20 protein-coding genes and 2 pseudogenes are annotated in these 22,632 nt (G+C 53.3%); 1 reads left to right on the plus strand and 21 read right to left on the minus strand.

What is annotated here, in order from left to right; all coding sequences use genetic code 11:
* Positions 1-124: 124 nt before the first annotated feature.
* The 5 genes and pseudogenes from ACTQZS_RS07485 to ACTQZS_RS07505 all read right to left on the minus strand — a co-directional run.
* Positions 125-2,539 (minus strand): annotated as a pseudogene (locus ACTQZS_RS07485) (VirB4-like conjugal transfer ATPase, CD1110 family); the annotation flags it as partial.
* Positions 2,496-2,900, minus strand: coding sequence for a PrgI family protein (locus ACTQZS_RS07490; protein WP_441475272.1), 405 nt, complete (start codon positions 2,898-2,900; stop codon positions 2,496-2,498). The gene ACTQZS_RS07490 and the pseudogene ACTQZS_RS07485, both read right to left, overlap by 44 nt.
* Before the next feature lie 18 nt (positions 2,901-2,918).
* Positions 2,919-3,794, minus strand: a complete 876-nt coding sequence (locus ACTQZS_RS07495; RefSeq protein WP_441475273.1) for a VirB6/TrbL-like conjugal transfer protein, CD1112 family — start codon at positions 3,792-3,794, stop codon at positions 2,919-2,921.
* A 19-nt stretch (positions 3,795-3,813) separates the two neighbouring features.
* Positions 3,814-3,912: pseudogene (locus tag ACTQZS_RS07500) on the minus strand (Maff2 family mobile element protein); the annotation flags it as partial.
* A gap of 87 nt (positions 3,913-3,999) precedes the next feature.
* The gene (locus ACTQZS_RS07505; RefSeq protein WP_002596236.1) at positions 4,000-5,616 is read right to left on the minus strand and encodes a recombinase family protein; all 1,617 of its coding nucleotides are present in this window, start codon (positions 5,614-5,616) and stop codon (positions 4,000-4,002) included.
* Positions 5,617-5,841: 225 nt separating this feature from the next.
* Here ACTQZS_RS07505 and ACTQZS_RS07510 point away from each other — a divergent pair, with 225 nt between their 5' ends.
* The gene (locus ACTQZS_RS07510; protein ID WP_002596235.1) at positions 5,842-6,042 is read left to right on the plus strand and encodes a hypothetical protein; all 201 of its coding nucleotides are present in this window, start codon (positions 5,842-5,844) and stop codon (positions 6,040-6,042) included.
* Between the two features lie 64 nt (positions 6,043-6,106).
* Here the strand turns inward: ACTQZS_RS07510 and ACTQZS_RS07515 are convergent, their stop codons facing one another.
* From ACTQZS_RS07515 to ACTQZS_RS07590, 16 genes are all read right to left on the minus strand, one after another.
* Entirely contained in the window at positions 6,107-6,301 is a 195-nt protein-coding gene (locus ACTQZS_RS07515; protein ID WP_002596234.1) for a transposon-encoded TnpW family protein, read from the minus strand.
* Positions 6,302-6,315: 14 nt separating this feature from the next.
* On the minus strand, positions 6,316-7,158 hold the full coding sequence (locus ACTQZS_RS07520; RefSeq protein ID WP_002596233.1) for an ATP-binding protein: 843 nt from the start codon (positions 7,156-7,158) through the stop codon (positions 6,316-6,318).
* A complete protein-coding gene (locus ACTQZS_RS07525) occupies positions 7,155-7,889 on the minus strand; it encodes a replication initiator protein A (protein ID WP_087325174.1) in 735 nt (244 codons plus the stop codon). Before ACTQZS_RS07525 ends, ACTQZS_RS07520 begins: the two co-directional genes overlap by 4 nt.
* A gap of 132 nt (positions 7,890-8,021) precedes the next feature.
* Entirely contained in the window at positions 8,022-8,408 is a 387-nt protein-coding gene (locus ACTQZS_RS07530; RefSeq protein ID WP_002596231.1) for a cysteine-rich VLP domain-containing protein, read from the minus strand.
* On the minus strand, positions 8,398-10,023 hold the full coding sequence (locus tag ACTQZS_RS07535) for a relaxase/mobilization nuclease domain-containing protein (RefSeq protein ID WP_002596230.1): 1,626 nt from the start codon (positions 10,021-10,023) through the stop codon (positions 8,398-8,400). The genes ACTQZS_RS07530 and ACTQZS_RS07535 overlap by 11 nt, the downstream gene beginning before the upstream one ends.
* Positions 9,995-10,393 carry a plasmid mobilization protein gene (locus ACTQZS_RS07540; RefSeq protein ID WP_002596229.1) on the minus strand — a complete coding sequence of 133 codons (399 nt, stop codon included), beginning with the start codon at positions 10,391-10,393 and terminating at the stop codon, positions 9,995-9,997. The genes ACTQZS_RS07535 and ACTQZS_RS07540 overlap by 29 nt, the downstream gene beginning before the upstream one ends.
* 497 nt (positions 10,394-10,890) lie before the next feature.
* The gene (locus tag ACTQZS_RS07545) at positions 10,891-11,103 is read right to left on the minus strand and encodes a helix-turn-helix domain-containing protein (RefSeq protein ID WP_002586615.1); all 213 of its coding nucleotides are present in this window, start codon (positions 11,101-11,103) and stop codon (positions 10,891-10,893) included.
* Complete coding sequence (locus tag ACTQZS_RS07550) at positions 11,096-11,518, minus strand: sigma-70 family RNA polymerase sigma factor (RefSeq protein WP_002586616.1); 423 nt, start codon at positions 11,516-11,518, stop codon at positions 11,096-11,098. The genes ACTQZS_RS07545 and ACTQZS_RS07550 overlap by 8 nt, the downstream gene beginning before the upstream one ends.
* 171 nt (positions 11,519-11,689) lie before the next feature.
* Entirely contained in the window at positions 11,690-12,457 is a 768-nt protein-coding gene (locus ACTQZS_RS07555; RefSeq protein WP_002586626.1) for a class I SAM-dependent methyltransferase, read from the minus strand.
* Between the two features lie 50 nt (positions 12,458-12,507).
* A complete protein-coding gene (tet(W), locus tag ACTQZS_RS07560; protein ID WP_002586627.1) occupies positions 12,508-14,427 on the minus strand; it encodes a tetracycline resistance ribosomal protection protein Tet(W) in 1,920 nt (639 codons plus the stop codon).
* A 640-nt stretch (positions 14,428-15,067) separates the two neighbouring features.
* On the minus strand, positions 15,068-15,208 hold the full coding sequence (locus ACTQZS_RS07565) for a Maff2 family mobile element protein (RefSeq protein WP_154458920.1): 141 nt from the start codon (positions 15,206-15,208) through the stop codon (positions 15,068-15,070).
* Positions 15,209-15,490: 282 nt separating this feature from the next.
* Positions 15,491-17,212: a zinc-ribbon domain-containing protein gene (locus ACTQZS_RS07570; protein WP_441475274.1), complete on the minus strand. Its 1,722-nt coding sequence runs from the start codon at positions 17,210-17,212 to the stop codon at positions 15,491-15,493.
* Positions 17,199-17,942 (minus strand): hypothetical protein, encoded by a 744-nt coding sequence (locus ACTQZS_RS07575; protein ID WP_441475275.1) that lies wholly within the window; start codon positions 17,940-17,942, stop codon positions 17,199-17,201. Before ACTQZS_RS07575 ends, ACTQZS_RS07570 begins: the two co-directional genes overlap by 14 nt.
* On the minus strand, positions 17,942-19,489 hold the full coding sequence (locus tag ACTQZS_RS07580) for a site-specific integrase (RefSeq protein ID WP_154522364.1): 1,548 nt from the start codon (positions 19,487-19,489) through the stop codon (positions 17,942-17,944). Before ACTQZS_RS07580 ends, ACTQZS_RS07575 begins: the two co-directional genes overlap by 1 nt.
* Positions 19,467-21,314, minus strand: coding sequence for a hypothetical protein (locus ACTQZS_RS07585; RefSeq protein WP_441475276.1), 1,848 nt, complete (start codon positions 21,312-21,314; stop codon positions 19,467-19,469). The genes ACTQZS_RS07580 and ACTQZS_RS07585 overlap by 23 nt, the downstream gene beginning before the upstream one ends.
* Entirely contained in the window at positions 21,307-22,608 is a 1,302-nt protein-coding gene (locus ACTQZS_RS07590; RefSeq protein WP_441475277.1) for a hypothetical protein, read from the minus strand. The genes ACTQZS_RS07585 and ACTQZS_RS07590 overlap by 8 nt, the downstream gene beginning before the upstream one ends.
* Positions 22,609-22,632: the final 24 nt, after the last annotated feature.

The following is a 22,632-nucleotide window of genomic DNA, read 5'->3' on the forward strand; positions in this document are numbered from 1 at the left end:
CCTTATCTTTTACCGCCGCACGGCTTGTTCGGGAGCCGCCGCTTTTTGGTTTTGCTGAAGCCGTTTCCGCCGAAGCCCCGTTTGCGGTCTTTGTCCTGCGTGTCCTTCTCTTTGGTTTGGTCTCCGCCGGCTCTTCCGGCATCTCGGAGAGCTTTGTTGTCATGATCCGATACATCTGTGTATCCTTCGGGAAGTGATCGACAAACGGGATGATCACGCTGCCATAGAGCAGGAGCCCTTCGCCTTCGCCGGATTTTTTCACAAAGGAAAGCTGCCTTGGACTGATTCCCAGCTGCTTCGCCAGGATCTCACGGTCGCCGGCGGCCTGATTGAGCATGCAGATGTAATCGGAATTATCAAAAATGTTCTCGATCTCCCGGCTGGAAAGCAGATCCTTGACGTTCTGCGTGATGCCGGTCGGAATGCCGCCCCACTTACGGAATCTCTTCCAGATCTCGACGGAATACATCGCCGTCTGTTCCTCCCGGAGAAGGAGATGGAACTCATCGATGTAATATCTGGTCGTTCTTTTCCTGTTACGGTTGACAGTGACACGGTTCCATACCTGATCCTGTACGATGAGCATGCCGAGTTTCTTCATCTGCTTGCCGAGATCCCGGATGTCATAGCAGACGACCCGGTTATTGATGTCCACATTCGTGCGGTGATTGAACAGATTCAGGGAACCCTTGACATAGATCTCCAGTGCCGTTGCCACACGCTGCGCTTCCTTTTCTTCCTGGGCGAGCAGCTCGTTGTACAGATCTTCCAGAAGTGGCATGTTCTCCGGCACGGGATTCTCGAAATATCTCTGATAGATCCGGTGGACACAGCGATCGATGACCGTCTTTTCGATCGGCTGCAGTCCTTCTTTGCCGCCGACGATCAGCTCGCAGAAGGAGAGGATAAAATCCGCCTTCAGGGAAACCGGATTGTCTTCCTCCGAATAGTTCGCGTTGATGTCCATGGGATTGATATACTGCGTGCTGGTCGGACTGACATGAACGACCTGCCCTTTCAGGCTCTGGACCAGCGGCGTATACTCCGACTCCGGATCGCAGATGATGATATCGTCATCCGTCACAAGGAACACGTTGTAGATCTCCCGCTTTGCCGCAAAGGATTTGCCGGATCCCGGCGTGCCGAGGATCAGGCCGTTCGGTGTCTTCAGAAGCTTCCGGTCCACCATGATCAAGTTGTTGGAAAGCGCGTTCAGGCCGCCGTACACGGCTTCCGGACTGTCCTGAAAAAGCTCCTGCGTCGTGAACGGGACAAAGATCGCCGTGGCCCCGGTCGTCAGTCCTCTTTCGATATGGATCTGGTTGTCAGCAAGAGGAAGGCTGCTCATAAGTGCCTGCTCCTGCGTGTAATCGAGCCGCATAAGACTGCAGTTATGCTTCTGGGCGATCGAGGCGGCTTCCAGAACATTGTTCCGCAGCTCCTGTTCCGTCTTCCCGGTATTAATGATCAGGAACGTGACCATGAAATACCTCTCGTCCTGACTCTGCAGCTGCTCCATGATCGCTTTGGCATCCCGCCCGTAAGTGACCAGATCCGACGGCATGATATCCGCATCGTATCCGCTCCGGTAGGCTTTCTTGTTTTCGTCGATCTTGGAACGGTCGATCTCCGTCAGTTTTTTCTTGATCATCTTGATCGCTTTGTTCTGGTCCACCGCCTGTACATGCATGGTGGCGATCTGCCCGGACTCCATGTTCAGAAAATCCTTCAGCGTCTCATCATTGAGCTGTGACGCATCGATCTTCAGCAGCGAAGCGGCGTAATACATGCCGCCGACCTGCATATCCCGGCTGCCGAACGTAAAGGAAGACGGAGCGATGAAGTCTTTGACCGAGAGTCCGGATTCCGGAAGCCAGTCCCAGCTGAAGGTAAACCGCTCCAGATCTCCGATGTGAAAGACCTGGTGCATCATTTTCAGCCGCTCTTTCCCGTCCAGCGGATAGGCATACACGCCGATCTGCCGGAAGTTGTTGATGATATCCGTCTGGATATGGGCCAGCCGCGGCGCCGCCTGTTTCACGGAATCCGCATAGATGCCGAAGGTCAGATACTTGGTCTTCATCAGCCCGTTGTTTCCCTGTGCGTACTGATGGAGAAGCATCTGACTGTACTCCTTCCGGAGGGCATCAAAGTCATCGCCGGCCGGCGGGATCAGGATCCGTTTCTGGAATTCATCCCTGTCGATCGTCGTGTTCAGGAAGGAAAATTCAAAATGGACGGAGCTGTCGAAAAAATTCAGGAATCCGCACCAGTCCTCGAAGATCGCTTCCTGATCTTCCTTTGTCGCAAGCTCGTAATTGATATCCTCGTACTGAATGGTCTTTGTGTAGTATCCCTTCCTTACCCGGCACATCCCGTCCCGGAACATGCGCTCAAACGGGATCGACCGCTGCGCCGTGTTCGGCTTTCCGTCGCCTCCCCGCGCCGCCGTGACGATCTTTTTCACCCGTTTTCTCTCGGAACGGGTAAGCCCTTCAGGAATTTTTATCTGTCTTTCCTTTTCTTTTCTGTGAAACAGAGACAATGTGGTCTACCTCCTTTTCCGCCCAGTCTTCCCGGGCCAGTATCCTGTAATAGTTATCCGTCTTGTACAGACGCTTCTTCGACCTGATGAACGCGAACTCGATATACTGCTTCAGAAACACCTCGAACGGCTGCCCGTTTCTCTCGTACATGCCGAGCAGGAAAAACGGGATCATCACCAGGATCATGACGAGCGAAGCCAGCGATATATTTCCCGTCTTCTTCACAAGAAAAAAGAGCGGCAGTCCGATCAGGATCGCCGCCCCGAAGCACAGTGTCTGCCGCCTCGTCAGGTTGAGAAACACTTTTTCCTTCACGCGGGAGAGATCCCGCGGAACCGGTACATATGCTGCCATTTATTTTCCTCACCCTCCTTAATGAGCATCAAAAATACTCTTTGATATGGATCCTGTTTCAATCAGCGTCACGATCAGAAGGAACGAATATCCGATCACGCCCCAGGCATAGCCGATGATGTCATCGGAAACCGTCATATTTTTCAGGAGCATGGCATAGATCCCGATGCAGACGAGCATCAGAAAGCCCTGAAAAGCAAGCGCCAGAAGCGACCGGACAAAGTTCTTGCCCACATGCGAGATCTCATGGCTGCCGAACGTCGCCATCGGCACTGGCGCAAGCGACACCATGAGGTAGATCTGTATCATCCTCGCGTATATGATGACCGTGATAACGACGGATATGATCGGCATGATCAGCTGCATGAGCTGTGCCGTGATCAGCATGCCGAGAAGCGGCCCGACATCCATGGCCTGCAGCGACGCATCGAGCGCGTCCATGTCGATAGACGATACCGACGTTTCTGTCGAGATCACACCGGAAGCCTGCCCGATCACATACTGTGAAACATCGAAGACTCCCATGACGATATTGAACGTATTGGAAATGATCAGCGCTGCCGCAGCTGTCTTGAAGACCCATTTGAAAAAGATCCATGTGTCCAGGTTTGCGAGATTGTTATGCTCCGTGACCATCGTGATCAGCTCATAACACGCCACAAACGTAAGAATGATCCCGGCGATCGGCATGATGACGGTCTCCGAGATGTTCTGTATCAATGTCAGCACACTTCCGCCCATGGCATCCGACGGCGACTGCCCGATCACGGCAGCCGCCGTTCCTGCCTGGGTGCTCACGGAAGAGAAAAGACTCTGCATGCTGCTCTCGATCGCGCTGATCAGGATCCCTTTGATCCAGTTTGTAATTCCTTCTGCTATTGAATCCCACAGCATTTATGCACCCCTCCCTTCCTCAGGCGGGGAACAGGGAAGACAGCAGAGGCACAAGGGTGATCCCGATGAATGCGACACCGCCGCCGGCGATCAGCTGTTTCATGCCCTGGGACTTTGCTTATGTGTGATAAAGAAGCAATAGAAGTGCAAAAAATTTTGCCGTTCCTATCCGACACTTGGCCATTGTGTCGGATAGGTCGGGCGGTTATTCGGGCAAGTCAATCTTGCCGACAAAGCTGTAATAAATCTCAATGTCCTGCCTGCGGGTGCCGTTCTCATCATAGCTGCACTCATGCACCACAATTTTCTCGATCATTTCCCGCAAGAGAGTGGGGGTCAGTTCTTCAAAGGCAAGGTGCTTGCGGACAATGCCCATAAATTTCTCGGCGTTGACGGTAGCTGCCTGTGACTTGTCCAGTTCGGCTTGCAGGGCGGCGGCTCTCTTTTTCAGCTCCGCTTGCTCGGCTTCGTAGTCAGCCGACAGTTCCATGAAACGCTCATCGCTGATTTTGCCGTTTACATTGTCCTCATACAGCCGCTTGATAATGCGGCTGATTTCAGAAATGCGTTCCTGCGCCTGTTCAAGCTGCTTGATGGCTGCGGCGGTCTTTCGCTTGCCGCCGATCTCGTTCTGCTGGACAAGTAGTTTCACAAACCGGCTCTCATGCTTGGCTGCGTATTCGGTCACTTGCCGGAGATTTGCCAGGACACCAGCGGTCAACAGATCGGTGCGGATAAAGTGCGCCGTACAGTTGCGGGTGCGCTTCTTGTAGCTGCCGCAGATGTAGCAGTCCTGTTTGCGGTCTTTGTTCTGATACCGCTGCTGATACAGCACATGGCCGCAGTCGGCGCAGAACAAAATCCCGGAGAACAGCCCCACTTCATCGTAGCGGTTCGGGCGTTTGCGCTGTTTGCGTAACTCCTGCACCCGTTCCCATGTTTCCTTGTCGATGATCGGCTCATGGTGGTTCTCGAAAATGGCCTGCTTCTCGACGGGGTTCTCTATGCTGTGCTTGACCTTATAAGAAGGCTTTTCCGTTTTGAAGTTCACCAGACATCCGGTGTACTCTCGGTTTTCGAGGATATGAACGACGGTGTTGGTCGCCCATTTGCACTCATAGCCTGGGTGATAACGGCGGGTGCTGCCTGTCCGCTGATATTCCAGCGTCCCCGGCGTGGGGATTTGCTGCTCCGTCAGCATACGGGCAATCTTGGTCGGGCCGTTCCCGGCAAGGCAAAGCTGGTAAATCTGCTGCACCACCGGGGCGGCTTCCTCGTCTATAATAAAATTCTCGTCCTCGTCCATCACATAGCCGTAAACCGGCTTGCTGGTAACAGGCTTGCCGCTCATGCCTTTTGACTTTTTCACTGCCTTGATTTTCTTGCTCGTATCTCTCACCAGCCATTCATTGAACAGATTTCGCAGCGGGGTAAAATCGTTGTCCATGCCCTCGCTGGCACTGTCCACATTATCGTTGACAGCGATAAAACGCACACCCTTTTGAGGGAACAGCATTTCCGTGTAAAACCCTACCTGCAAGTAGTTTCGCCCTAACCGGCTCATGTCCTTGACGATGACCGTACCCACTTTCCCGGCTTCAATGTCCGCAAGCATGGCTTGAAATCCGGGCCGCTGGAAGTTCGCGCCGGAAAAACCGTCGTCGGTGTACCAGCGCAGATTGGTAAAGCCGTTCTGTTTTGCGTAGGTTTCGAGTATCCTTTTTTGGTTCGATATGGAATTACTCTCGCCTTGCAATTCATCCTCGTGGGACAATCTCGGATAAAGGGCGGTAATGAGGTTTTGGGTGGCTTGTCTTAACATAAAATCCTCCGTTTCCGACAGCCAGCCCCACTATTCCGTGGTTTCATTGTACCACGGAACGGCGGGGGCTGTACAGCGGCAAAAGCGTTAAATTTGCTTCTTTACAGCTTTTCAATTTTCCGATTTTTATGGTATGGGTTGTCGTCCCATATTTGCAGTAGAAAAGTTCATAACTCCGTGGTATACTCTGATTTAACAAAAAAATCAGAAGTTAAAGGAGAAAACATGAAGTATACAATAGATGAATTAACCGCGGCCAAAAGGCAAATTGATTCAACTCTGCACAAGCTAAGAGAAACAGTAAAAACATTTGAATCAAAGGATAATTCCGAGCGTTATAAATCACAAATCACATTGGCAAAGAGAAGAATAAAAGCCTTTGAAATTGCAAATTATTTTATAGAGAATGAGATTAAGAATTGCTAAAGCACTTCCGATTTTCGTTCCAGCGGTCATGCTCCCTGGCATGGCCGCTTTTCCATGCCCCGGTTCACGCCGGATAAGTCGGCTCCTGTGTAGCAGCGGCTTCCGCTTCCAGTACCCGCGCCATTTTGTCGGCGGCTGTGGTTGTGGTGTCTTTCTTGAAATAGCCGGACACGACAAGGACGGAATTGCCCATGCGGATTTCCGTCACACAGTCAGGGCGGCGGGTGGTGCGGGTGTCGTGCTGCTTGTTATCTGCCATAGGCAATACTCCTTTCAGTCGGTAATCAGTTTCTTCATGCTCTCCATTTTCCGCTTGGCGGTTTCCTGCCGGAAGTTGTCGCCGGTAAAGCGTACCGGGACGCACATGGAAAGCAGGCGGTCATAAATCCGGGAATGGGCGGTGTCCTCCGGGTTGTGCAGGTCGTCCAGCGTAAGGTTGGTCGTGACGATCAGCGGCTTGCCGCTGCGGTAACGGCTGTCAATCACATTGAACACCTGTTCCAGCCCGTATTCCGTCCCGCGTTCCATGCCGAAGTCGTCAAGGATCAGCAGCGGATAACGACAAAGGCGGGAAATGTACTCGTTGCGCCCCTCAAAGCTGGCGGCAAGGTCATTGAGGATAAGAGCAAAGTTCGTCATGCGGACGGGGATTTCTTTCTCCATGAGGGCGTTTGCGATACAGCCTGCAAGGTAGCTTTTGCCGGTGCCTACGCCGCCCCAGAACAGGCAGCCGATATTGTCTGTCCGCATATCTTCCCAATGCTCCACATACCGGCGGGCAAGCCCGGTCTGCGGGTTCCTGCCGTTGTCGTTCTCGAAAGTCCAGTCCCGCATGGTGGGGTCGGTAAAGCCCCGGCGTTTCAGTTCTTCCACGGTGTCAAGGTGTCTGCGCCGCTTTTCGGCGGCTTCCCGTTCCTCGCGGGCGGTTCTCTGGCAGTCGCACTCTGCCGGGTGGCGGTCGCGCCCGAAGATAGCGGCCTTATCCGGCGCAAAATAGGCTTCTTTCGGCTTGCGGCACTTGCCGCAGTACAGTAAACCGTCCTCGCCGGTGTAGTCCTCCGGCTCCGGGATGGTGGTCGTCATATTCTCCAAAACCGCGTTGATTTCATTCTTCATAAACTCTCGCCCTCCTTGCATGAGTAGTCTGGTATGCCCTTTTTAGGGGCTTCCTTTTTGTCGTTCCCCGCCCATATCCGCAGGGCGGCGGCATAGTTCTGGTAGCTTTTCCCGTTGGCGGCAAGGTAGCGGCTCATTTCCTCGATGAACCGTTCCAGCCTGTCAGGGTACTCTGCCTGCAACTCGTCGTATTCGGTCTGTGACAGAAAAATATTTCCATATCGGCCATAGGGCGCGGACGGCCCCCCACTCACTCCCTTTGTTTGGCTCTCTGTAAGGTTGTTTATAGTAGTTTGGTTAGGGGACGGTTTTCCGACCATCATAAGGTCGGTTTTCTGACCATCAGTAGGACGGTTTTCCGGCTCTATGAGGGGCGGACTTCCGGCCATCAGTTGGTCTGAAAACTGTACCTGTGGCACTGGCGGTACTTTGACATAAAGCCGGTTCGGTGCGGAGAAGCCGCCCCGTTCCCGTTCCAACAGCCCCGCCGTGTCCAGTTCATTAAGCGCCCCCTTGATGGTGGTGCTGCCTTTATCCAGTATTTCTGCTATCTCCGCGATGGGATAGATAATATAAATCCTGCCCTCGTCGTCCAGCCACTTGTTTTTCTGGGAGAGGGTGGAACGGTCTAACAGCAGCGAATACAGCAGCTTGGCGGTCTGTGAAATCTCCATTTTCAGCAGGAAACGGGGATACGGCAGATAGGCGGGCAGCCGCGTGTCTGCCCTGATATAATCAGCGATAGGATCACCTCCCTGTGTTCGGGTTGATTTTGGCGTATTGTCACGCATTAAAACGCCGTTTCCGGGGGAAAAGGATAAATGTATCGCGTACCCTTTGACACCCACGAAAAAAGCCTTGATTTATGCGGGTTTGAAAGGCTCTAAAGCGTGACATCTCTGCCTTTGTTTCCGCTTTCTCTCGGCGGCTTTGATTTTCTTCATGCGCCCGGCGCAGTCGGGGCAGTATTTTCCCCGGTTGGATTTGGGGACAAAGGCCGCCCCGCAGACGGCACACCGTTTCCGGCTTCCCCGGCACAAGAGGGCTGCGGCCAGCTCCCCGTCAAGGGGCAGGACAGCCACACGGAACCAGTGGCACATGAGGGAAAAGGAAATGCTCTGGACGCACACGCAAGGCTCCCCGTCGTCCAATAGCAGGCAGTTCCCCTCATCGTAGTTACAGCACTCATGTACCAGCCGCCGCGCCCGCCGGTGCTGGCGGTAGTCCATGTGGGGCAGGTTATCGCTCATGGCTCTGCTCCTTTCTGCGGTGCGGCTCGTCCCGGCGCAAAATCTGGTCGATGTTCCGCTTGACGGTCTGCAACTCCTTGAACCGCTGTTTCTGTTCGTGATAGGTGTTATACAGGCCGTCTTTCTCGGAGATAAGCTGCTCGATCTCGGCCTGCAACGCTTTCCGGGCGGGCAGCTTGGTAATGCCATGCGCCTTGAAATACCGGGCTGCTGCGTCGGCTATGATAAAATCGCTCTCATGGGCCTGCCGGTATGCGGCGCGGGCTTTCTCGGATTTCTGTGCCCGCAGCCCGTCGCGGGCGGCCTTGGTCTGGGCGTAGGCCAACACCTGCCGCTGCAACTTCTTTTTCCCTTGCAGCTTCGTTTCCAGTGCTTTCAGTTCGCCGCTGGTCTGGCGCATTTTCTGATAGGCGGTGTCAACGGCGGCTTCTAACTGCTCCGGGGAAGTAAAGCCGTATTGCTGGTAGACGGACAGCGTTTTGGCGGCCTGCTTCAGATTGTGTATCTTCGCCCAGCGTTCATAGCCCCGGCCTTTGCCCTCGGCCATTTTCTGCTCAATGTCCACAAGCCGCTGCACTCCGTCCTGTTTCGGGGCGGCTATCTCGGCTCTGGCAACCTGCAAGCGGTCTTTTATGGTGCGTGGGGGATCGGGGGATCTGGCTGGCGCTTCGGCTGCTCTGGCGGCGTTTTGCTCTAAAACGGCAAAGACAGCGGCGCGGTCAAAATCGTCGCCCAGCTTCCGGGCGGTAATTGGCTTTGTCCTGTCCGGCGTGAGGTAGGAAAGCCGCCCCCGGCTCTCCTTGACGGTCACACCCTCCTGCAGCAACAGAGAGGAAAACTCGTCAAAGCTGGCGGCGGTGGCAAGGGCTTTCCGTAGGGTCTGCCGCAGCTTCTCCTTGTTCGTTTCAAACTTGGTCTGCCGGGGCGTGATACTATCGGCAATCATGGGGGCGTTCTGCTTGTCCAGCGCGGCCTGTCCCTTTTTCTGCGCCCAATACTCCCGGTCGGTGACGCGGTTCTTGCTGCCGTTCAAGAGGTCGATTTGATAAAGCCCCTCCCGGTGGCACATCTCCATGACTTCGGATTTGAAGTAGCGCAGGGCAGCGTCGGTACATCGGTGCTTGCAGCCGACTTTCGTATCGGCCGGCCTGTCCATGTAGGGCAGGAACGGCACTTCCTCAATCCGCAGGCTGTTTATGACGATATGCACATGAATGTTGCCGCTGTGGTTATGCCCGTCCGGGTGGGTGCAGACAAGGGCCTGGTGGCCGGGAAAATGCTCTTTACAGAATTGTTCCCCCAACGCCTGCGCCCGGTCTACGGTCAGGCCGTTGTCCGGCCCGTCCCGCGGGTCAAAGCTGATGATGTAGTGGTGGCTTTTCACATCTTCCCGCCGCTGGTTTTTCTGATAGCGGAGATTGGCCCGCATACACGCAACGGCAAAATCCTCCCCGTCGCAGTTCAGCGTGGACAGCCGGTAGTCCTCGCGGGGGATAAGCCTGCCGGTTTCATCAAGGACGGGCTTCATGGTAAACTCGTCATGCTCAAAGAGAAGATATTGCTCGGCGGCTCCGTAGTCGGCGTTTTTAGAGTTGATATGCTTGAGTGTTGCCAACCGCGTCACCTACTTTCTTGAGGACTTCATACTTGAGGACGGCAAGGTCGGATATGGCGGCGCGTACCTCGCCGGAAAGGGTGTTGTAGGGTACGCCGTATTCGTTCAGATACCGGGCAATCTGATTGAGGTTGCCGCCGATCCTGCCGTACTCGGCTGTCAGCTTCCCGACAGCGGAAAGCAACTCGTCATTGACCGACGACACATGGACAACCGGGCGTATGGTCGCCCGCCGTATCGCCTGCCGGAGAAATTCGGACTGGCTGATACCATAGGGCGCAAGCCGCGCTGTGAAGTCGGCATACTCATCTTCGGACAGCCGGGTTTTCACAACGCGGCTGCGGTGGGGCGTGTTGTATTTCTTTCGCATGGTGTGACCTCCTTTCTCGCCCGTAAGGGCGCATGAGCAGGGTTTGGGGAAGGCACTCCCCAACAAGTTTCCCGCGAGGGGCAAAACTGCAGAATTGCGGATTTTGGCACCGTGGTAGAAACTTGCTCTCCGTGACTGCAAACTTTCTCTCACTTCCGTCCGCCACTTTTTTGGAAAACTGCAACCACAAAAGTTTGTTTCTCTTTTTCTGCTACTACTAATCCTGTAAAGGGCATTCCTGCCCGCTTTCGCTAAAATGACACCGGACGCAGTGGTTTCTACCCGGTGTTGGAGAAATCCTTTCTCTTTGCCCTCTACTACGGGTAAATGCTCCAAATGCCAAACACCAGGGCAGAAAAATTCCCTCCTCGCTTACTACTACAACCGGCAGGGGGCAAAATGGCCGGGAGCGGAGCCGGACAACAAAAAAAGCAGTAAATCTTTTTCAAGACTTACTGCTTTCGCTGGCCGCGTCGGTGGCGGCTGGTATTCAGTTTTTATGACTTGTCCGGTGGTTCGTCAAGCCGGAACTTGAATTGACAGTCAATTAACCGCTGCTTTACATAGTCCTCCACCTCGGCGTTGACCTGCCCGTTCACTTTTGAGAAATAGCGGATATATCCGGCGTAGTGGAGCAGGACAGCGTTCACGGCTTCTGGGTCGCCCTCACGGGCTTTGAGGATTGTTTCATAGGGGAGAAGTCTACTCATACCGGCTCACCCCCATTTCTTCGCGTAGCCGCTGCAAGGCAAGCTGGATATGCCGCCCCGCTGTGCTGCGTGACCGGCCAATACACGCGCCGATCACGCGCTGCGGCTGGCGCAGAAAGTAATAGCGCAGGATTTCTTCCCGCGTCTGCTCCGGCAAAACAGAGATCGCGTCGGCAAGGGCGGCGTTGCAGAGCAGGACGGTCTGACCGCAGACGGTAAATGGGTATTCCTCGTCCGGCTCCGACGCGGCAAACTGGACAAACTTCTCGTTCATCAGATAGTCAAGGGAAACTTGCCGTTCCCATTGCCGTTTAAGCTTCAAAATCTTGTCCAAGGCGGCACAGCGGATAACAGTCTTGCAAAAGGCGTTGTACCTGCGCTGGATATATTCTTGATAGGCTATCTGGTCGGTCATGGAAATTCCCCTTTCTGAATAATAGTGCGGGGCGGTGGCACTTCTTGCTGTCGCCCCTTGATTGCCTACCAGCAAAGGCGGGCGGGGCTGTCAACGGCTGCGCATATGCGCCGTTCATCTTGACCGTTGACTGGCTCGGCTGGGTTTGCTATTTACCCGACAAACTTGAATTTATTTTAAGCTATCACGTTTTACCTTCTTAAGCCTTACTATCATTACCATAGGAATTTCTTTGTTGGTTTTAAAACATTCTTCATAAAATCCATCAATGACAAATCCAGCTCTAAAACAAAGGTTAAAAATATCTTGTATGGAACGATGATAATAAATCTGCTCTTTCGGTTGCCCTTCAATCGCTATATCATAGTAACTGTGCGGTGTCATATATTTTTCAGTCAACGTGACAAAACAAGGGTGTTGCGTTGCAAAGACAAAAATTCCGCTTTCCTGCAACAGTTCATAAACAGCCATAAGAAGTGGTTCAATATCCGTAATATCCATAATTGCCATATTAGAAACTGCTTTCGTAAAGGCTCGATTTCTTTTTAATTCTAATATACTTTTTCTATCGGTCGCATCCGCCACACAAAATTCAATTTGTTTTGCATATTGTGATTGCCGTCTTTTAGCCAATTCTATCATTTTTTTGCTGTAATCAAAAGCGACAACCGAAGCGCCTCTTTGTGCAAGATACGAAGAATAATTTCCATTGCCACACGCAATATCCAAAATGTAATCCGCAGGATTAGGAGATAGAAGTTCCGTTACTTTGGGACGCACTACCTCTCTGTGAAATTCATTAGATTCGTCACCCATTGCATTATCCCAAAATTGTGCGTTCTCCTCCCAGATTTTTTTACTTTCCTCTGTTCCCATGTTCTCTCCCACTCCCCAAATTTGCTTTTTTGCTTCCATTAAATCTTCCTTACTATATTCCATTGTTACCCTCCATAACTTCTGATTGTTGCCGTCTTGACGATTATGTATCTTTACATTACCTTCTGAAACATATGGCGCACCTTGTCCAGGCGGCTGTTTGGACGGCGGGGCTGGATGACCGGCTGACCGACAGCGGCCTGATATCCTTTCAGCTCTGTAAGGCATACGCTCCGCCCGTTGGTGTAAAAGGCCAGATCAGTACGGTATGCCTGTATACAGCGGGCGGGAATCTCGCCAGTAAAGACAACTTCATCCTTTTTTACCTGGGCCGTTTCGATGGTGGCACAGTATTTCGGTGCATCATGATAAGCCCTGGAAAGGTATTCCTGGGGCGCATAGAGGATGAAGGAGAGATAAGGTTCCAGCAGCTGCGTCCCCGATTCCTTCAATGCCTGTTCCAATACAATCGGGGCCAATGAGCGGAAGTCCGCCGGCGTGCTGACCGGACTGTAATAAAGCCCGTATTCAAAGCAAATCTTACAGTCCGTTACGTTCCAGCCGAACAAGCCCTGCTCCAGCCCGTAACGGATACCATCCCTGACAGCGTTTTGAAAACTCTGGTTCAAGTATCCCAGCGAAACCCGGCTCTCGTATTGTACACCGGAGCCAAGCGAGAGTGGTGTAACAGACAGTCCTATGGATGCCCAAAACGGGTTGGGCGGCACCTCGATATGGATGGTGTGGCTGGCTGCTTTGAGCGGCCGCTCCATATAAATGACGGAGGGTTCCTTTACCACTGTTTCAAGCTTGTATTTTTCCGACAGCAAAGCGGAAACAACCTCCAACTGCACCCGGCCCAAAAAAGAAAGAATGATCTCATGGGTGATGGAATCCACTTCGCAACGCAAAAGCGGGTCAGTATCCGCAAGTTGCGTAAGAGCGTCCAGCAGCCGTTCTCTTTGCGCTGCCGTTTTCGGCGCAATCGTCGTCCGCAGCATGGGGAGGGGGTCCTCGCGCCACCTTTTACGAGGGAGCCGGGTTTGGTCCCCTAATACATCGTTTAACCTCACGCTGTCGCTGGGAAGGATAACAATTTCACCCTGATAAGCGGTGTCTGTCCGAACAATTTCCCCTTTGGATGGAATACGCATCTCTGTGATTTTCAGCTTTTCTCTCCCGGCCAGGGCCACCGTATCCCGCAGGCGCAGCGTTCCGCTGTATAACCGTAGATAGACACGCCGCTGGCCGCAATCGGTGTACTCAACCTTGAAAACGCTGCCGCATAGGGCGGCGCCCCCCTGTTCCCCAATCGGTTGGAACAGCCCTGTCACCGCATCCATCAACGGTTGAATGCCAAGGCCATTTTTGGCGCTGCCATGATAGACTGGGAACAGGGAGGCGTCTTGAACCCGCTGCTGTTCCTCCCGCGCAAGTTTTTCCCGGCTGATTGGTTCTCCTGCGATATACTTTTCCAATAATTCATCGTTATTTTCGATGACCGCATCCCATGCTTCTATGTCGGTATTTTCCTCCAGGACTATTTCCGGGGACAGCGACACCGTCTGCTTGATGATAATATCGGCGGAGAGCTTATCCCGAACAGACTGAACCACGCTCTGCAAATCAACGCCAGCCTGGTCGATCTTGTTGATAAAGATAACGGTGGGAATGTTCATTTTCCGCAGGGCATGGAACAGAATACGGGTCTGGGCCTGCACGCCATCTTTAGCGGAGATCACCAAGATGGCCCCATCTAAAACAGCCAAAGAGCGGTACACCTCCGCCAAAAAATCCATGTGGCCGGGCGTATCCACAATGTTAACTTTACATCTGTGCCACTGGAAGGAAGTGACTGCCGCTTGAATGGTAATCCCACGCTGCCGCTCCAAAAACATGGTGTCCGTCCTCGTTGTCCCTTTTTCGACGCTCCCCGGTTCTGAAATGGCTCCGCTGGCATATAGCAGGCTCTCCGTCAAGGTCGTCTTTCCAGCGTCTACATGGGCAAGAATTCCAATATTGATTATTTTCATGTGATTGTCCTCCCTTTACAGCCCCAAAGGGCATAAAAATCCCCAGCAGTAAAATACTTTTACCACTGGGGATTATAAGTTGCGGACATACACATATACAGCATACACCTGTTTGTGATTGCTGTTTTTGGGGATATGTCAAAATTGATAAGGCAAAAGTATTCTTAAATTGGGTACAAAAAACTAAGCCCCTACAAAAGGAGCTATCATAATCCTTTGTTCCCACTATTTGATTATAGTTTTATTTAAGAATACCTTGCCGCATATTTTTTACTCCTTTTCTGGATTAAATCATTGTATCACATCAGTTTTAGGAAAGCAAGTACCTAAAAGAAATTTTTCTTCCCCTTATATGTAACAATCATACCGGCTTCCTAGCGTTCAGAATGTTTTCTGCTGTCTGCTGTGGTGTTTGGTTGGAATTGTCCAACCAAAAGCCGATCCGTGGTGTTGTCTGCATTTTACTAAATACAAATTCAATGTATACAGAAAGATATAAGGAGTGGGAGGGATTCCGCCGTAGTTGGCATTGTAGGAAAATCCAAAAGTTTAGATTTTCCCACAATGCTTATCTTTTGGTCTTTGGTTCGGAATAGTGTAGTGCTGGCGGTCTATCTCTTGTTTTCGGTTGCTTGCTTCCTTACCGTACATGAGCATTCGCGCCGGGATTATCATTTCCGTAACCTTCCATCAGGTTGATGCCGCCCCAGATGCCGAGGCCCGCGCCGAGTGCGATGACGATCGTCTGTAACGTAGTTACTGCTGTTGAAAAAAAGCTCATAATAAATGTAACCAAAATCGCAGATTTGCTGTTTTTTGTAGATTTGCTGTTTTCCGACAAAACCCAAAAGAAAAACAAGCCGTTTTTTGTCGGCCTGCTTTACTGCGATTTTGGCTTCTCCTTTCTTTGTTTTTCGTGGTGAAGTCTTTTGGGCTTGTCGTTTTTCATTTCTCCCGCGCATCAGTGGGAGAGCGTATTCTCATCCTCATACCTGTTCCTCCAATCAAAAAGAGCCATCCCCTGAATCTCGGAAATGGCTCCAAAAGTGGGCTTATATAGTTGTTACGAAATAAAGTGCGGTGTCCTGGGGAGTATTCCATGGCAATACGGGCAGCCGGAGCCTTTCTGTCGGCTGTTTACTGTACTTTTCCAATGATGCCCGTTTTCACACTTCCACCAGACCTTCCGGTTTGTATAGGGAAAGACATCTTCCGGCTTCAGATCTCCGTTCCGCCCGTCATCCCATTCCTCCGCGATCCATGGTGTTACTGTGCGGAGATCGTTAAAACCGCTCAAAACCTTTGTCCCGCCGCAATAAGGACAGCCTTTTCCCTTCCATCTGCTATAAACCGACATACGGTAACTATGACCTTCTCCGCACTTCCACCAGACCAGCCGTCCAGTGCGGAACGTAACCTCATCCGGCTTCAACCCGCCGTTTTTCTGGACGTCCCACTCACGCGCAGTTTCAGGCATGCATGAGAGAAGGTCGTTAAACCCCGACCAGACCTTCCGGTTTCCGCAGTAAGGGCAGCCGTTTCCGCCTGTGCGGCCTGCCACCGACGCCCTCCAGGAATGTCCTGCCCCGCAGCGCCACCATACAAGTCTGTTTGAACTGGATGTGACCTCTGCCGGGCGGAGGTTTCCGTTTTTCTCATCGTCCCATTCAAGGGCGATTTCCGGATAACAGCCTGCCAGGTCGTTGAAGCCACCAAGGACCTTACGTCCGGCACAGTACGGGCAGCCGTTCCCGGCGGCTCTGTTCGCCACAGAAGCCATCCATTCATGTCCCTTCGCGTCGATCCACCAGACCCGACTGTGCGTAAACCTTGTGATCTCTGACGGGTAAACACGGTTTTTCCGATAATCCCATTCTTCAAGAAGTTCCGGATACCCGGAGGCAAAGTCGTTGAATCCCAGCAGAATCTCTTTTCCGGCACAGTATACACAGCCATGGCCGCGGATCCTGCAGGACGGGCTGGAAAGATACGCATGCCCCTTCACGCATTTCCACCACACTTTCTTAGCGCTTGTCACAGCCGTTTCTCCGGGATCTGTATCATTCCGTTCGAAATCCCATTCGGAAAGCCATTCCGGCACACGGCTTCTGATATCATTTACACCTGGTTCCACGATATTCCCGGCGCAATACGGGCAGCCACTCCCCGAAGTACGGCTGTAAACGGCGGCTTTCCAGCTGTGCCCTTCACTGCATTTCCACCAGACTTTCCGGGTGCTGCCACGGCCGAAGATTTCCGGCCTGAGCTCCCCGTTTTTTTCATAATCCCACTCCGAAAGAAACGGTGCGTTTATCGACACCAGGTCGTTATAACCCAGAAGGATTCGGTTCCCCGCACAATAAGGACAACCCCGTCCTTTCTGCCGGCCATTCACCGAAGCCGCCCACTCATGCCCCTTACCGCACTGCCACCATACTTTCCTCCCGGAATGGCTTGTCACGTCAGCCGGTCCAAGAGCCCCGTTTTTCGTTCCGTGCCACTGGGCTGCCAGTTCAGGACTTACTGTAAGAAGATCATTCATCCCCCGTTTTAACGCGGCCTCTCTGGCACTGCATATGGGACACCCATGCCCCTCTGTCCGGTGATAGACTGCCGTCTGCCAGCTATGGCCGGCTTCACATATCCAGTAGATCCTCTTACCGGAACCCGGAAGGACCTGTTCCGGTGAGAGGTCCCCGTTTTTCTCCGGATCCCACTGTGCAGCGATTTCCGGATACAGGGAAGCCAGGTCTTTTTTTCCTGAATCCATGTCAGGGGTTTCCATCCTGCGACACCTGCCTTTCCAGTTCCTTCTGAAGTCGTTCCTGCCACGACAACACCGGGGCAGGCGTTTTCTGCCGTCCCCGGAACGCATCCGGTTTTTTTCCTTCAATCAGTTCCCCGAACTTTTCCGGCTTGACTGCATTCTCCCCTTCGACAGGAAGCCCGCTTTCCTTAAGGATCTGGTTCGCGATTCCCGGATACAGGTAGGTGCGGAGCATCCTCCTGAGATATACGTTCTCCCGTTTCAGGGCAGTGTTTTCCTTCAGCATTTCTTTCCCGTTTTCCTGAAGGCGGGCGTTTTCTTCTTTCAGGGAACGGATCTTCCCATCCAGTTTTCCCTTTTCCTGCATGAACGCCCGATCCCGTGTTATCAGCGCTGACGCTTCCATATATGTCCGTTTCCAATAACCATCCATCCTGATCAGGGTCTCCTTCAGTGCCTCCACGGTGGTGCACTGTTTGAGGAGTCCTTCGACATCAAGGCTTTTATACGCCGCCGCTAGGGTTTCCTCCCTGCGCATCTCTTCAGAGTTTTTCAGTTCTTCAATACGCACCACGGCTTCCCGGCACCGGCTGAAATCATACGATTTCACGGTATACCCCTTTTCCTCCGCGTAGGCTTCCAGGCTGCTGAACCGGATTTTTGCCGCGTTACCCGCCGCCTTCTCTTCATAGTAGCCATCCACCAGTGCCACCAGCACTGACGGCTCCAGTTTCCTTGGTCTTCCCATCACACTTCCTCCTCATAATGGCCTGCCAGCAGCGCCCTGTATCGTCCCGCGCTCGCCTGCAGCCGCAGCATCGCTTCCTGTATGGTTTCCGTATATCCAAGGCTTTTCCTTACCTGCTCGATCATCCGGAACAGATAAGCCGCATCGGCATCCACCTTCTGTTTCGCCTTCATCTCAAGATCCATGCGGATCCCCGGTTCATCCGGCTTGTAATACCGGCAGTCCCTGCAGTTCCCCAGCGTACCGTCAATGGAATAGCTGTCCAGGCATCCCGTCATGTCACCGTCTTCTATCCCCGGGTACATGCACCAGCCCTTCCCCATACGGGCTCCGCCCGCCGGATCGGCCGCCGGGATCAGGAACGATCCCTCCATTGACGTACCGCTGTAGCCGCCATGGTACATTTCCAGGACGCTGCTTTCCACGACAGCGGACATGTTCGCATAATAGTTGGAGCTGATATCCAGGTCTTCATGTCCGGCCAGTTCCCTGCAGATCACAGGGGATCCGCCTGACAGCATCAGGTTGATCATCGCAAGGTGCCGTGTATCCCCCGGATGTACCGGGTATGCCTCGTCACCGAAAACCTCGCCGCAAAACTTCATCAGCCTCCGCCGCATCTGGGTGTATGTGAAATATCCGGACGGTGTTTCCCGATCCGGGACAAGGAGCGTACCGATTGCGGGAAGGACCTTATCCTTCGTCACTTCCTGATACCACCGGATCTGACGGTACAGTTCTTCCGGGATCTCATAGGTTTTCGGCTCATAATCCTCATCCAGCCGGTATGCGATCCGGCGGATTCCTTTTTTCAGGCGTGTCCGCCGGATTGTGATCGTGTACCTGCCTTCCTTCATGGAAACGCAGGTCCTGGGCGTGACAAGGAATTCGGTCGCCCGCAGCGGCAGCACGCATGTCAGCTTCCACCAGAAGTACACCGGGAAATAAAACTCCTTTTTCCTGTCGTCTGCGTACTCCCAATACTCCTGAAGGGACTTGTCGAAACGCAGGAAATACCGGAAATCCGCCAGTTCCCTGTGCTCCTTTTTCTTCTTTTTCCTAGGTTCTTCCTCCAGCATCTCCATGACATAGTCCCGGATGTCGTTGCTTTCCGGCAGGATAGACAGGAAGCCGGCTGCATGGGGTTTCATTTCATCATCCGGCCGGCATAAAGCCTCCTCCGCATCCATTTCCGCCAATGCTTTCAATTCTTTCAGCACTTCCCTGATAAAAGGGAGCGTATACTTCCCCATCAGGAAAACGACATATGCCCTCAGGCACTCGCCATAGCATGCCGCCGTGCAGCCGACCCAGGGTTCGCAGCAGTTCCGGAACATCAGCTCATTAAACCTGAAATCATATGTGGTCCGGGCAATCTCGTTCGTGGCCTGCCAGGCATCATCCGAATAACTGCCGGTGATCACGCCGCGGCTGCGGTAATCCTCAAAGATGTTTTCCGCCTTCTCGCGTGTCTTTGCATCGAGGCATGTCACCGGGCGGTACCTTACATAGTCTGCCCTTGCCTCAGTATCCAATACGATCTGCATCCCGGATCCCTCCTTCCACCATGTCCCGTATCATTTCCATGTCCGCCTCCGGGTACAGCTCCGGGATGCTGCTGATCACCTGGAGGATCGCAGGAACAACCGTATGTTCCAGGATCATCCTGCTTTTTTCTGCCTCTGCGCCCGTTTTAGACAGCCTTTCCCCATTCATCCTGACGTATTCCCTTACCAGGAGGTGCGTGGCTGACTTCGTATAGATTTCACAGCCGCAGCCGATGCAGCAGCTCCTCGCGGCACGGTCGCAGGGATAACCGGCCGCCGCCCGGACACAGGACATCCCTTCCTGTTTGCCCGGGGCAGCCCCGGCTGCGATCTTCTGCAGTGACTGTGCCAGGATTTCCCTGTCCCCTTTGCGGAACAGCCCCTCCACAACCTCCTCTGCCTTTTTAAAAGAGGCGGAAACGGCGGAAGTAATCTTTTCGATCTGCCATGCGGACAGCCCGACAGCGCGTATCAGCTCTGTCTGGCCGCTTACGCCAAGCTCCCTGTACGCTTCCCCCTGGTACATCTCCAGAAGTATCGCGGGGATGAACCCGAAAATCCCCCTTTCGAACATCTCCCTGAGGATGAATTCCGGGCTGTATCCTGTGAAGTTCGCGTCCTTCAGATATACATCCGTGATTTCGGGCAGGGTGCCGATCCCTCCTTTATGGCTCCTTGCCAGGGCCGCCATCATATATCCCTTCGGCCTTCCCGGTCGGTCATCTGCCAGCCATTCGATCCCCTGGAGGTACGCTTTATTCGCCCGCCGCGAAGAAAACCGCTTCCTTTTCCCGACCGCCGCGGCAAATCTTTCCCCAAAGAACCGGTGGATGTCCTGCAGTTCACATCCTGTCCGTACAAACGGGTCTCCGTCTTCCCTGAATGACACGGACAGCGCTATGATCAGCCCCATGGGTTCCAGGAGACTCTCCGGGATGAAGAACTTTATATCAGCAACCATCCCGCGCCGCCGTACTTTATGCGGTTTACGTGACAGCATTTCCTGCCGGAATTGCACTTCCTGCGCGATCCCGCGCAGCGTTGCAGGCTCTGCTTTTTTCTCAAGGATCATCTGCCTCATCTCATCAGGCGGATACGGGAGGGCAGGAACCGGGAGACGTTTCATATCCGTTGTACGGATCCCGCTGACAAAGTGCAGCGCCATAAACAGCCAGAGGTCTGCATATCTGCGGTTCCCGGCCGCCTTCTCCACTAACTTCTCCTTCTCCCATGCTTCCGGGTTGAAAATCGTGTATGCCATGACGCTGAAGTCCATGAGCGGGTAGGAAGAGATGTCCGCCTTTATGATCTGCCTGCTTTTAAACTCGTATTCCCATGAGGACAGGCTTTTTCTGCCACCGCTTTTGAGAAAAGCCGCCAGCAGTTTCATATCGGCCAGCGAAAGGCTCCTGTTGGCCGCTTCAACCAGTTCCCTGAGGTCTTCCTCCGGATACAGGGCAATCTCCCGGTCAATGCCGGCGAGCAGGAAATCCAGGAACTTCCATCCCTGTGCATAACTTTCCTTCCCCCTCTCCGCGAAAAAATCCGACAGCCGGCGTGCCGTATCCGGATACTTTTCCCGGAAGGCTCCCAGCAGCATTCCTGTCTTTTCCTCCCCGGTTCTCTTATACGCCTGAAGCCATAAACGGATCCTGCCTTCCGCCATCACGGCCTCCTTCAGCGGTTTTTCCGGATCCATGCCAAACCACCCGTTGCTGTCGAGGAAGCAGAGCAGGGCGTCCCTGTCCGTGACATGGCTGCCGTTATACAGGGAGCCTGTTTCCGACGCCATCGTCTTTACATCCGCAAAGAAAGCTTCACACATCAGCCTCACCCCCGATCTCCATGAGAAGCTGTACCAGCTTTTCATTGCTTTCTTTCAGTTCCCGGTTAAGATCCCCCTTGTTCTGGAGATACAGGAACGCCGTTTCCGGGTTCCTGTCCCCGCGGAAGGACTGGATGCTTCCGATATCTTCGCCGCGCAGGACCAGCTGGACTGTGAACCAGTGCCGCAGGCAATGAGTCCCCAGGCTGTTCTCACAGAGCAGCTGCCCGTAGATACGCAGCTCCGGATCCTCGCTTGCAAGCAACGCCGGGCGCAGGTGGTCATTGACAAGGCTCTTGAACTTTTTCCGGTAGCTTTCATACGACATCGCCTTCCCCCGGCTGTTTACAAACATCGGGGCGTATTCCTTTTCGAATTCCACGCCCCGCAGGTACTCCTTATGAAGTTCGTAAGCCCTGCAGAAGGCTTCCCGGAAAGCAGGATAGACACGCTGCACCCGCTCCTTCTTAATCTCCCCGACCTCTGCGCCGTCACTGCGCAGTGCGAGCTCCCGGCGGAGGTCGATCGATACCTCACGGACGTTTCCATCCACTTCAACAAACCGGATGCCAGGGCCGAGCGGGCTGGTTTCCTGCCGTACATTGCATACTTCCCCGGCACGAAGCCCCGCAAACGCCTGAAGGCACAGGCCAAACGCGATATCCTTGGCATAGCGGAATGCCATCGGGAGCAGAATCTCCACCGCCTTTGTCGGAATGTCCCGGAACGTCCCGTCATGGTCTTCAATGCCGGTCGTCTGGAACGCCGGGATAGGCCGCTTCACCATTTTTCCTTTCCTGGACACCACCGTTCTTTCCGTATAAAGATCTGCTTTTCTGACCTTCATGAATCCGCCATACTTCGATGACAGCTTTGCCATGAACGCTGTCACGGTTGAAATACACCGTTCCACGCTCTGGCGGCTGTGGTGGGGTCCGTCCGGGAGCTGCTCCATTGCGTAATGGTCAAAGTACTCTGCCAGCATCTCCCTGGTGATGCTGAACACATGGCGGATCCCAAACCTTGCACCATGATCCACCAGGCAGTAATTCAGCATGCCGCATATGAAGTACAGCTTTGCCTCCGGATTCGATGTGAGCGGCCGGTATGTCCCATTTACGTACACCCCCGCATACTCCTGAAGCCGCGTAAAACGAACGATCACCCCGTAACCGTTCTTGATCACAATGAAGGAGCGCGTGTAGATCAGCCCATCCTCCGCCGTGTTCCTGACAGAATAAACAGCGTACCGCTGATCCTGCTCAGGCGGGTTCATCTCCATTAGATCACCCATGTTTGTTCCTCCTTTCCGCCTCTC

It is taken from the genome of Bilifractor sp. LCP19S3_H10 (assembly GCF_052119185.1).
Classification (GTDB): Bacteria; Bacillota; Clostridia; order Lachnospirales; family Lachnospiraceae; genus Bilifractor.